Annotated in this window: 7 protein-coding genes; all 7 read right to left on the reverse strand. The window is 66.7% G+C overall.

What is annotated here, in order from left to right:
- Nucleotides 1–10: 10 nt before the first annotated feature.
- Entirely contained in the window at nt 11–2,131 is a 2,121-nt protein-coding gene (locus SNE35_RS14655; RefSeq protein WP_320423653.1) for an SWIM zinc finger family protein, read from the reverse strand.
- Nucleotides 2,128–3,249 carry a VWA domain-containing protein gene (locus tag SNE35_RS14660; RefSeq protein ID WP_320423654.1) on the reverse strand — a complete coding sequence of 374 codons (1,122 nt, stop codon included), beginning with the start codon at nt 3,247–3,249 and terminating at the stop codon, nt 2,128–2,130. Before SNE35_RS14660 ends, SNE35_RS14655 begins: the two co-directional genes overlap by 4 nt.
- The gene (locus SNE35_RS14665) at nt 3,246–5,711 is read right to left on the reverse strand and encodes a DUF5682 family protein (protein ID WP_320423655.1); all 2,466 of its coding nucleotides are present in this window, start codon (nt 5,709–5,711) and stop codon (nt 3,246–3,248) included. Before SNE35_RS14665 ends, SNE35_RS14660 begins: the two co-directional genes overlap by 4 nt.
- Nucleotides 5,686–6,795, reverse strand: coding sequence for an ATP-binding protein (locus SNE35_RS14670; RefSeq protein WP_320423656.1), 1,110 nt, complete (start codon nt 6,793–6,795; stop codon nt 5,686–5,688). Before SNE35_RS14670 ends, SNE35_RS14665 begins: the two co-directional genes overlap by 26 nt.
- A complete protein-coding gene (locus SNE35_RS14675; protein WP_320423657.1) occupies nt 6,785–10,483 on the reverse strand; it encodes a DUF4132 domain-containing protein in 3,699 nt (1,232 codons plus the stop codon). The genes SNE35_RS14670 and SNE35_RS14675 overlap by 11 nt, the downstream gene beginning before the upstream one ends.
- A 233-nt stretch (nt 10,484–10,716) precedes the next feature.
- Nucleotides 10,717–10,893 carry a glutathione S-transferase family protein gene (locus tag SNE35_RS14680; protein ID WP_320423658.1) on the reverse strand — a complete coding sequence of 59 codons (177 nt, stop codon included), beginning with the start codon at nt 10,891–10,893 and terminating at the stop codon, nt 10,717–10,719.
- Between the two features lie 151 nt (nt 10,894–11,044).
- The gene (locus SNE35_RS14685; protein ID WP_320423659.1) at nt 11,045–11,728 is read right to left on the reverse strand and encodes a DUF7901 domain-containing protein; all 684 of its coding nucleotides are present in this window, start codon (nt 11,726–11,728) and stop codon (nt 11,045–11,047) included.
- Nucleotides 11,729–11,818: the final 90 nt, after the last annotated feature.

Here is an 11,818-nt window from a genome sequence, read left to right on the forward strand (position 1 = left end):
GAACGGAATCTCATTCCAGCGACTCGGCTGCATGACCTGTAAGCGCCTCGTATTCCATACAGATGTAGTTCATCCGCAGCAGCCGCTCTTCCTCCCGCACTGATGTGCCGATGGCGGCAAAGGCCGTGAGACCCGCGACGCGGGTCTGCTCGAGCAAGTGTTCCTGCTCTGACTTCCATGCTTGCGGCGCATCGACCGGAAGGCCGCGCTCCGCAAAACGCTGTAGGCTGCGCCTCGCCTCGGCAAGCGCCGCCGGTGGCGCGGTGACCATCGACGGCGCGGGCGCGACCGCAGCTCGCGCGGACCAGGCCTTTCGCCAGCGAGCCAACAGCCCTTCTCCAGTTGGCTCGCCATCGAAGTAAAGCGCGTCGACCGGCATGGCAGCGCCGCTGCAAATCAGGCTCAAGGGGTCGGCGACCAGGCGGGTGCCGTGGTTGCGCAGTTGAGCCACAAGGATAAGTGCGTCGCTATTGGGGCCCGCCGGCAGCGCCTCGATGCGCTCCATCGCATGTTCGGTATAGCGATCGAAGGCCAGCTCGGCCATGAGAATCTGGCCGTCGGCATCGCACAGCGGCCACAGCAGCGTTTGCCGCGTTTCGTCGAACTGGCTGGGGCCGAATCGGCCAGGCTGCAGGAACACCCAGTCCTGCATCGGTGCAGGCCGTGCGAGCAGGCTGCGACCGGCGCTACGGGCCTGGGTCAACTCGGCCCAGCGCGTCCAGGGCTTGAGCTGCTCGGCCGACCACGCGGCGCCATCAGCCCGATCAGCCCGATCGGCTTGCAACACGATTGCGGCCGTGCTGTCGCGCGCCGAGAGCCGCATCGCCTCGTTGAGTTGGGCACCCACCAGCGCCAATCGGCGGCCGGTGGCCTGATGCGGCGCGCCCAGGCCGCTCCAGGGACCGGCGGCCTTGTAGCGCGCGATGGCATCGAAGCCGCGCAGCGACTCGGGCCTCGCATCGGTGCAGGACATGAAGCCTTCGCGGGGTGACCAGAACATCATCGTCAGGCCGACGTAACCGCTGGCCGAACGCCAGGCGCGAGCCCCGAGGCCCAGTAATTCCAGCGTGCCGGTTTCTTCGTAGCGCGTGCGCGCGCGACCGACCAGATGCACCGGCGCCAGCCCGCGCACCGCCGCGACTCCGAGCGCGTCGACCAGCGCCTGAGCCAGGCTGAGTTCGTCGAACAGCCGGTGCTCATCGGCACCGCCCGCGCGTTGCAGCAGGAGCTCGATGTGGTCAGCAATGCGGCGCAACAGCAGCGCGAGGCGATGGAACTCAGCCCCCTGAGCCCACACGGCCAAGGTCGTGAAGCGCTCGTGCATGCCTTCGGACAAGTGTGCCAGCCCCAGGCCGACGGCGTCGGCAAGCAGTTGCCGTACCGCCTCTCGCAGGCGCCGGCGCGAATCATCCAGGGCGGCCCCGCTCGGAGCCGCCAGCTGATGATCGACCCCGAGATCCAGCGCCTGCGCGCGCGGAGCCTCGGCGGGTTCGAGCGGTGCCGGCTCACGGCCGTGTGCACGCTGAAACGCCAGTACCGCGGCGACGCGATATTTCTCGACCTGGGCAATCTCCGTATCCACGATCAGGTTGGCCAGTGCACCGCCCATGTAGCGCAGCGTCAGACGCGGCCGTTGCAGCTGCAGTACGAGGTGTCTTTCGCCACCGATCTGCAAGGCCTGGGTGTCATCGAGGTCCTGCACGTACTGCCAGGCCCAGCGGTAGCCCGGCTTGCCAGCGTGCTTGACCAGCTCGGCCATCGACACGGCAAGCAGGCTTTCGCGCAGGGTGGCGAGCGGGTCGTCTGCCGCACTCTGTGCCGCATCCGAAGCCGCGGGCGGCGGAGCTCCGCCCAGGCGCTGCAGGCCGATGATCGCCGCAAGGATGTGCTGGCAAACATCGTTGGCCGGGCAGTCGCAGCGCGCCTGCGCTGGACCGCGTGCATCGAAGCGAACTCGTTGCGGGCCGACCGCGACGACCAGGTGGTCGGCGCCCTCCTCCATGATCTCGACCGTCACTCGCTCCAGGTCCTTCTGCGCACGGCGCAACAGGCCGCGGTTGGCCAGCGCGGCAAGTCCGTCGTCGTCGAAGCGGGCGAGTTGCTCCTGCAACTGCGTGCGCAGACTGCTCACGAGATCACCTTCACCAGCCACTGCGCCAGCCTCTGCGGCGTCAGCGCGGCGATCTCCATGCCGCAGGCGGCCAGGCGTTCGGCCATCTGGCGGTCGTAGACGGGATGGGCGTTGCCGTCCAGTGAGGCCAGGCCCAGCATGCGCACGCGCGCCTCGGCAAGCTGGCGAATGGCACGCACAAGTTCGCCCGGCATGGCGCCTTCGCAGAAGTCGGTCACGAGCACGAGTACCGTACGATGCGGCACCTCGACGAGCTGGCTGCAGTAACGCACGGCCTTGCCGATGTCGGTGCCGCCGCCGAGCTGGGCCTGCATCAGCACCTCGACAGGATCGTCGGCATGCTCGCTGAGGTCGACGACGCTGGTGTCGAACAGTACCAGCTTGACGCGGAAGGCGGGCAGCGCCGCAAAGATGCCGGCCATGACGGCGCTGTGGATGACGGAGTCCACCATGCTGCCGCTCTGGTCCACGCACAGGATGATGTGCCATGGCAGGCGGCGGCTGTTGCGCTCGAAGAACTTGAGGTTCTCGACGACGAGGCGCTGGCGCTCTCGGTCGTAGTGCTTGAGGTTGGCGCGCAGCGTGCCCGCTGCATCGAAGTTCTGCGCCATGGTCATCGGCGAATGGCGGTTGCGGTTGAGTCGACCCGACAAGGCTTGCCGTACCTCGGCCTCAAGCTTGCGGCGTAGCTCCTCCACCACCTGGCGGATGATGCGCTTGGCCAGGTGCAGCACCTCGCCGTGCAGGTGACCGCGCAGGGTGAGCAGCGTGCGCAGCAATTGCTGGTTGGGCTCCAGCCGCTCCAGCGTCTGCGGATCCGTGACCAGTTCGGTCAGACCGTAGCGGTCCAGCGCGTGCTTCTCGATGATCTCGGCCGTTTCGCGCGGAAACAGCTCGCGGACTTCGCCGAGCCAGGTGACGAGATCGGGTTGCGAGGCCTCGAGCGAGCCGCCCGCAAGTTCGCCGTCGCCGCGCAGGCCGCGGCCCTTGTACTCGCGGCCATAGAGGTGATCGAGCGCGCGGTCGCGCCTGCCGCTCTGCCCATTCAGGCCTTGCGGACTCAGCTGCTGCTCGGCGTAGCGGCCGAGCACGAGGCGCCAGCGTTCGAGCGTGCTCATGATTGCAGCCACGCGCCGAGGCCGTCGCTGCGCAGCCGCTCGAGCAGCTGTGCGGAGTGCCCCAGATTGAGCTGGACGGATGCAGCGTCGATGTCATGCCGGACCAGCGGGCCGGGACCGTCCCGCCCATGCAGGCCGGCCACCGCCTGCGCGATGCGATCGGTCTCCTTGGGCGTCATCTCGGCAAAGGCCAGGCGCAGCTCGGGCAAAACGGAGACGAAGGCAGCTTCGTCCCATTCGCGCAGCCGTCCGTCCAGCGCCTCCATCAGGCGCGGCTGCTGCCAGGCGGTCTCGCGCGCCGTGCTCAACAGTCCGCGCAAGAAGGCCACTGCCTCGCCGGGTGACACGCCGCCTTGCAGATGACCGCCGAGCAACACCTCGAGCTCCGCAGCGTCGAGCTGGCCCGAGCAATGGCGCAGGCCCGCAGCGGCGCCGCGGATGAGACTGAGGTCGTGCTGCGCCTGCAGGTATTCAAGCAATTGCCAGAACAGGCCGGCATCGAGCCCCCGCCCGGCGCCGCTGATCAGCAGCTCGCGCAGGCGCGACAGACCCTCGATCAGCCCGCTGCCGTCACCTTCGGCGCCGCGCAGGTCGCGGCCCAGGAACATCGCGCGCTGGAAGCAGGCGGCCAGCAAAGCCGGCAGTTCGCTCAGTTGCCGCGCCTCCAGCGGCTCGCACGATTCCCACAGCAGGCCCAGGACGCTGCAGGCCTTGGCGACGGATTCGAAGCTCGCCTCCTCGCCCACGACCTGCAGCAGCGTACCCATCACGGCCCGCAGATGGTCGTGCAGGCCCAGCACGCAGGCCTGCACGAGCAGCGCCGCCGCGGCGCCGGCGTTGCGCGGATCCTCGCCGTCGGTGAGTCGCTGCAGCCGCACCTCGAAGCGGTTGGTCACGGCCAGCGGCAAGGTCGTGCCGTAGACGGAAGCCTCGACCAGCGCCGCCTCCGTCATCGCGGAATAGCTGTACTCCCAGTGCTCCTGCAGGCGCGCCAACCCCATGCCATTGACGAAGTCCGGCCCGGAGACGCGCACGGCCAGCGGCACGCCGAGCAGCGACACGCCCAGCAGCAAGCGGCTCGTGAGGCGGTGGTCCTGGCGGCGGTAGAGGTCGAGCACGAGGCGGCGCGGTTGCGGGTCGTCGATCTTCAGCCGCTGGCGACGTGCGCGCGCCTCGAAATCGCGCAGCAGCGGCGGACGATCGGTGCCCGGCGGCACTTGGCCGATGGCTTGGCCGCCAAGCTGACGGCGCATCACGCCGAGCACCAGCGCGCCTTCGGCATCGAGTTCGCCCTTGACGAAGCAACTGGTCACGGCGTCCAGCAGATCCTCGCGCAGCGGCGCATCGCGTCCGCGCAGCGCCGCCAGGCGCAGCGCCTGCTCATAGGCTGCGCCCAGTGTCGGCATGGGCAGTGGCATGCGGTGCTTGTCTCGCAGCTCGGCAGCCACATCGAAGAGCACGGCCAGCGTCTGCTCGCGGCGCAGCTTGGCGCCCACGTCCACCCCGGCCTTGCCGCGCTTGAGCATGCGCTCCCACAATCCCTGGTGCCAGGCCGGCGATGTCATGCCGGACGAGTAGCCGTTGAGCCGGTCCAGGCGCTCCTGGCTGTAGCGGATGAGCGCGGCAGATTGATCCTCGACGGCGGGAGTCTTCAGGGCCGGGCGCTTCGTGCCGGCGGCAACGAGTTCCGGCAGCACCACCGCATGGAAGCCGCCGACCACGGCCAGCACAGGCCCGGCGCCGGGCTCGCGCTGCGCGAGCGCCTCGGCGATGGCGGCGGCCATCTCGGCTTCGCGTGCCAGAGTGCCGTCTGCGCGCAGTTCGTCGTCTCCATGCTCAATGCGCGAGAGCTGGCAGTACGCGGCCATGTCGGCGATGTGTTCCTCCACGCTGCGCGTGACGGCCGGCGCCTCGAACAGGTGTTCCCACAGCTCCTCGTGGTTGCGGCAGCCCAGGCGCTGCGCGAGGTGAGCAAGGTAGCGGCTGCGTTGCAGGTGACGCTCGTCCAGCAGCGAGCGGGCGAGTTCATCGCCCTGCTCTTCCAGGTCGAGTGCGAACTGCTCGGCGGGATCCAGGTCGATGAAGCGCGCCGGCACCTCGCGAGCCGCCGCATGCCGCAGTGCGACAAGTTCGGGCGAGTGGTCGCAGAAGGGGTAATAAGCGGCCAGGCGGCGTGCCGGTGTTTCGCCAGATCCCTTGAACACGCAATAGCCGTAGATGGCCAAAGGCATGCGCGCCTGGCCATGCGTGAGCTGCGGGATGAGCCGCGTGAAGCTGCGCGGCCCTTCGACCAGCACGGCGCTGACCGGCGTGCGCTCGAGCAGGCGCCGCAGTTGCCAGGCACAGGCCGGGCTGTGGTGCCGCACGGGGAAGACGATCAGCTCGGGTGTCTGCAGCCGCGCGCCCAGCGCGCGCAAAGCGTCGACACCCGGTGCGTCAGCGATCCAGCTCGCGTCGGGCATCGAACACGCGTTTCCACTGCGAGGCGCCGACCAGCTTCTGCGCTCGCTGCTTCACGACGACGTCGAAGTAGTGCCGCAGCTTCTTGCCGTCGTCCGGGTTGTCCTTGAGCACGGTGCCGATCAGTTGCCGTGCGACGTGCTCGCCGCCCACGCTGCCATCGCCAAAATAGTGGGCATCCAGGCAGGCTGCGTAGCCCACCGAAACGGCCTCGGCCGAAGACATCACGGCCGTCGGCTTCTCGACGACCACGCCTTCGGCGGTGACGCCCTGGCGCAGGTCGTGGAAGGTCGTGACGAGCAGCTCGACGACGTCGGGGCGGAACTCGACCTCGATCTGCGCATGCCGGAGCAGCGCCTCCGTGCGTTCGCGGATGAGCTGGGTCTCGAGCTTGCGATCGGCGATCGGGCGCACGGTCTCGAAGTTGAAGCGGCGCTTGAGTGCGCTGGACATCTCGTGCACGCCGCGGTCGCGGATATTGGCCGTGGCCAGCACGTTGAAGCCGCGCCCGGCGAAGACGGCGGCCTCGGGGCCCTTGAGTTCAGGGATCTGCAGCAGCTTGTCCGACAGCAGGCTGATGAGGCAGTCCTGGATCTCGGGCTGCACGCGCGTGATCTCCTCGAAGCGGCACAGCCAGCCGGCGTGCAGCGCCTGCAGCATCGGACCGCGTACGAGTGCGCGCGGCGTCGGGCCTTCGGCCAGCAGCAGCGCGTAGTTCCAGCCATACTTGATCTGGTCTTCCGTCGTGCCCGCAGTGCCCTGGATGCTGCAGGTGGAACGGCCGGAGATTGCAGCGGACAGCAGCTCGGAGAGCATGGACTTGGCCGTGCCCGGCTCGCCGACGAGCAGCAGGCCACGATCGCTCATCAGCGTGACGATGCAGCGATCGATGAGGGCGTCGTCACCGTAGAACTTGCGCGCGATGCCGAGCTTGTCGTCGCCCAGCACGAAGCGCCGCACGGCTCGCGGCGAGAGCTGCCAGCCGGGCGGGCGTGGCGCGTCGTCCTTCTCGGCCAGACGCGTCAGTTCCTCTGCGTGCACCTGTTCTGCGGGTGCGCGCAGGATGGCTTCTTCCTCAGTACTCACTCTTCTTCTCCCATTCGGGGTCGAACCCCGAGCCGTCGGCGGCCATCAAGCGCAAATCGTCATAGCACTCGGACAGCAGCACCTGTGGCACCTTGCTCAGCGGCTGGCTCGACCTCGACCAGCGATCGCCCGCGCCGGTGGGCGAGAAGGACAGGTGGCGCAGCGCTATCGTGCGGTTTTCCTCGGGCAGGCCGTTGCCGGTGAACTCGATGACGGCCATCAGCCCCAGCGTGGTGAAGCGCTTCTCGTAGGTGTAGAACCAGCCACCGTCTTCGGTGTTGCCACGCGTGTAGCCGAGCTTGGCTGCACGGCCGCGCAGCGCGAAGGCTTCGAGCAGATGGCCCTGGAAGTCCGTCACTTCGGTGGCATTGACCCTGTCGGCGGGCAGCACGTAGCGGCCCTTGCCAAACTGCTGGAACAGCGGCTTGACGGCGTAGTCGACGAGATGCTGCTGCCAGGTGCCGGCCGCTTCCGCCTCGAGCAGCGAATCGTGAGCGAGCCGCACGCGTGCACCGCTGGCAAGCTCGACGGGATCATCGTTCACGTCGGTGAGGCTACCGTCATCCAACGGCCGGAAGCTCCGGGTGCTGCCGTCTTCGAGCGTCTGTATCCACACCAATCGCTGCACGAGATGGCGCAGCACCGGATGCCTCAGCAGGTAATCGCTCCAATCGGCCACCGGCCAATCGCGCGCCGTGCACAGCGCCTCATACAGCCGATCGGCCTGCAACTCGACGATGCTCTTGAGTTCCTTGCGAGCCGCACTCAGCGCCTTCTTGGCGTCCTTGGCCTGCGCCTCGTCGTCGTCCTGGCGCGAGTCGGGCAGCGCGGCGATCTTGCGGCCCTCGGGATTGAAGAGTTCGATCTTGAAGTCAGGCAGCAACTGCGCCGTGAACTGCCGCGAGCCGTAGCTCAGCGTCTGCGTCCCTGTCTCGTCGAAGCCGGCCGAAGGGATGGTGCGGTCGGCCAGTTCGGCCAGGCTCCAGCCCTTGCGTTCGGCCAGGGCCTCGGCCTGTCGGGAAGCTTCTTCCTGAAAGCTCTTGGTGCGGAAGCGGCTGCCGATGGACAGCATCAGCTGCGTAGCGCTTGGATGCTCGATCCACGCCAGCATCGCGATCAACGCCTTGCCCTGCGAGGCACGCGTGCCGTACCACTCCTTGAGATACCGCTGCGCCGGCGGGGCGGCGCGCTCGGCACAACAGGCTGCAGCCACCGCGAGCAGACCCTTGCTGCCGATGGCCGAGCCGATCGGCTGGCGCAGCAGTCCGGGCAGCATCTGCGCCGCGATCTGCTCCACGCTCATCTGCAGCATCGGACTGCCCTGATAGTACTGCTGGTAGGCCTGGACGCTGTTCCACTGCGACTGCGCCGAGCTGAGGGCCTGCTTGGCGGCTTCGTCGGGCGAACCCGAGCGGACGTCTTCGGCCATCCAGGTCTCGAGCACGAACTGCCCAAGCGCTTCGCGCTCGCGCGGCACTATCAGACTGCAGAGCTTGCGCAACACAGCGTTGGGCTCGGGGCTCTTCTGCTTGCAAGCCTGGGTGATCAGCCATTGCAACACCTCGGGTGTCACGGCAGCACCGGTATCGACCCAATGCACAGCAGGCAAAGCCGCCCAGGGGAACCAGTCGAGATCCTTGGGCAAGCCCTTGGCGAGCAGTTTGGCTGCGTCGCGGGCCAGCGACTCCCGATCAAGATAGATCTCGACGGGCTGCCCCAGCAACTGCAGGGCATCGAGCATCGCGCCTTTGGCGACATCCTGCTTCTCCTTGCGCACAGCACGCTCGAGCGCCGCGACGGCAGGCTCATGGCGCAGCCGCGCGAGCCACTGCGCCGCCACCATGCGCACCTCGGCCTTGCCACTCTCCAGCGCAGCGATGATGCGCGACTCCTTGTCCGGCTGATTCTTCAGTGCCTCCTGGGCCAGCGCACGATCAACCTTGGCCGACCCCAGCGCCAGCTCAAAAAGCAGGTTCACCAGTTCCGGCAGAGGTGCCGGCAGGGTGGCGATGGCCTGGAATAGTCCGGCTCGAGAGAACCACCAGTCATTGGTGCTCACGTCACGAAGCATGCGCGCCACGAGATCCTGATGCTGGGCGACAAAAGGCCAGACATCGCTATCCGGCCAGCCCGACGCGAGCGGGCTGCCCCAGCGCGAGCAATAACTGTGCAGAATGCGCTCCGGAGAGTAGTCATAGCTCCGCAGAATTTCCGCGAGCTCCAACAGGCTGGGTCGGCCCGTGGCGACGTGCAGCTTGTTCACACACGAGGCCAGGAAATGATCGACGTGGCGGCTCTCCCCGTCGATGAAGCCCAGCACCCACATGGTCTTGACGAGCGCTACGGGGGTGAAATGGCCACCCTCAACCAACTTGAGTAAGGCCGGCCCAAGAAAGCGTCTCGCGTTGTGGTTGGCTGGCGAGAGCTTGCCGGCGTTCGGCTCGGGTACATCAACCGCCAGCACGCGAGCCAACGCCTGTGCGTCGGCATCCTTGAAGCACTCATCGAGCCGCAAAGGCCAGTTGCGTCCTAGAGCCTTGCCTTTGGCATGATGCTCTCTCGATTGAGTGTTGGATTTCTCGATGGCGATATTCGCCTCGGACCAAAGCTTCGCCTGGACATCAGGCGCAACGGCGTTGCTCTCGGCACGCCAGTCGATGACAGGCACTTCGTAGTCGTAGCTGACTTTGGCCGGCGTCGATATCTGGCTGTCCCACTCGACCAACAAGGCCTGCACGGCCGGTGCCTTGTCTACCCCAGCGGACTCGCGCAAAAACGACTCGAGCGGTTGGTCGTCACGTGTTCTAGCGAGATTGAACAGCGCGCGCAGGGCCTGCAAGCGTGCATCCGGTTTGCCATGCAGAGCGGTTCGCCGCAGTTCGTCGATCACCGGTACTCCGGCGCGTGCCAGCAGCGGCTCAACGGCCGCGCGCACCTGCTTGCTATTGCTTGAGGCCAGTTCGGCGATCTGCGGTGCCCAATAGTCCAGCGCGGCAGTCGGAGCCGAAGCGATCATCTTGAGCGCGTGAAGCCTTCCGTTGAGAGTAGCGGGCAGAAGCTGCGATGCGAGTGCCGTGGCATGCCGCAACAGCGCATCCGGGTATCCGGGCAAATCGGTCAGCATCAGAGGACGCTGCTCGCCGAAGAAGTTGCGTCCGCTTGGCAACTGGAATCCACCCAGCAACCATGCGGCTGGAGACAAGCCATCAGCAACGCACATCGATTCCAGACGCTGCGCCGTCAAGCCTTGCGCCGGTTTTGCTCGACTGCCCCAGGTATTCAGGCCCCAGCCAGAGCTGTGCACCAGCAGAAGCTCGGGCCAATGCACGCCCCGCTCGAAGGTCATCCTGCAACTGCCAGGCCCCTGACTTGAGGCAGACTCCAGCACCTGAGCCCAACGCAGCGCCAAGGTCGCAGGTACCTGATCGAAATGTTCGTAGAGCTTGGCCGCTGTCTTGTCGTCCGCGAAGCCCGTCAGCCCCAGCTTGGCATCCGTACCCGCTTCGGACGCAAGCCTGGCCAGCACGCCCGGAGGCTCACCGTGCAGCACGAACGAGAGAGTGTCTCGCGACAGTTCAGCGCCGAGCGGCGCGACCCGCGCCTGCAACTGCTCGACCCACGCCCTGGGGATATCGTCCGGTACGACAGCCGATTGACCGCCGAGCAAACTGCTGATCCAGCCCAACATGCGTCGCTCCCATCGCAAATTGTTTGGCGCGGATTATTCGTTACTTCTGCATCCCTCCCGCCGCGGCTGTCACGGGTAAGTTTGGGGTCTTTTCACCTCTCGGCTAACGCTGATCGAATAGTTGCGACAAGGATTGGGCTACCTGCACCTGTTGCCGACGCAGATGGATGCGATCACCGCACTGGAGCTGGTGCAGCCACCCGGTAAAGCTCGCACCCGGGGCGCCGCTCCGTTCAAAAGACCGTTTCGACATCGCCCGACGGCCAGGGGTCGAGCTTCGTCATCACCGCATCAGACAACTCGGACGACACGATGCGGTTCAGCCACGCTTGCAGCGGTTCGAACGGAGCCTTCCCGAACCAGCCAGGCTTGAAGGCCGCGAACTGCCGTATGAACGGCGCGATGGCCATGTCGGCCAGAGAGGTGTGTCGCGCAGTGGATAGGGGCGATCCGCCACACGGACGCTCAGCGTGCGCAGGATTCTGAACGTTCCAGGACCTACCCCGACGAACGCATCTCGGCAAGCGAGTCCATCGACCCGCCCGCCGCTCCGGTACCCGTTCAGCTGTGCTGCCGCTGACGCTTGCGAATGCCGAACAAGCCAAGGCCACCCAGCAGGATCAGCGCGGCGCTCGAGGGTTCGGGAACCGCGGCGGCGACGCCTCCCAGCGTGAACGCCATGTCGTCGTCCACCGTCATGGCATTGCCCCCGATGAGAGCGAAGTGCGTGCCGTTGGGGCCGCTGCCGGTGGCCCAGTACCAGTTGTCGTTGTCGGTGGGATCGGTGATTCCGATCCAGTACTTCGTGCCGGCGACGGCCGTGAACGGTGTCGACAGTGAGCCGCTGTACTGGAACAGGGAAAGTCCCAGCAGGTCGCCCACCACCGTCGCGTTCCCGCTGTTGCCGATCGTGGTGACCGACAGCTCGGTGCCCGGCGCGTTGTTGCCGTTGTCCGCGAAGATGGAGACCGTGAACGAGGTGGGATTGACGGTATAGCCGGGCATCAGTTCCGCCAGGTCGGCGCCCCACCAGGTCACCGACGTCACCGTCGAATTGGTGCTGACGACGAAGTCGTCGTACTGCAGGAATTGTCCGGGTGCCGTCGAGAAATAGCCCCCGGCCGCGGTCTCGGCAAACGGCTGCGAGTACACATCGGCGGCATGCGCCAGGAACGGCGACAGGGACAGACAGGCAATGGCAGCAATACGCTTGATGCCGCCAGCGGCTGAACGAACAGAATGCATTGTGTGAGCCTTGTAGTGAGGGTTGGGGACGGAAGTCATCTTCGTGACAGATTTCACCCGCCGACCTACCGATGGCTGACACCTACGCAT

Origin of the sequence: Roseateles agri (assembly GCF_034043675.1) — a bacterium.
Lineage (GTDB): Bacteria > Pseudomonadota > Gammaproteobacteria > Burkholderiales > Burkholderiaceae_C > KK5.

Excerpts from the sequence above, each read along its gene's own strand:
- SNE35_RS14660 (WP_320423654.1), bottom strand. The coding sequence starts at position 3,249 with ATGAGCACGCTCGAACGCTGGCGCCTCGTGCTCGGCCGCTACGCCGAG.
- SNE35_RS14665 (WP_320423655.1), bottom strand. The coding sequence starts at position 5,711 with ATGCCCGACGCGAGCTGGATCGCTGACGCACCGGGTGTCGACGCTTTG.
- SNE35_RS14675 (WP_320423657.1), bottom strand. The coding sequence starts at position 10,483 with ATGTTGGGCTGGATCAGCAGTTTGCTCGGCGGTCAATCGGCTGTCGTA.
- SNE35_RS14680 (WP_320423658.1), bottom strand. The coding sequence starts at position 10,893 with ATGGCCATCGCGCCGTTCATACGGCAGTTCGCGGCCTTCAAGCCTGGC.
- SNE35_RS14685 (WP_320423659.1), bottom strand. The coding sequence starts at position 11,728 with ATGCATTCTGTTCGTTCAGCCGCTGGCGGCATCAAGCGTATTGCTGCC.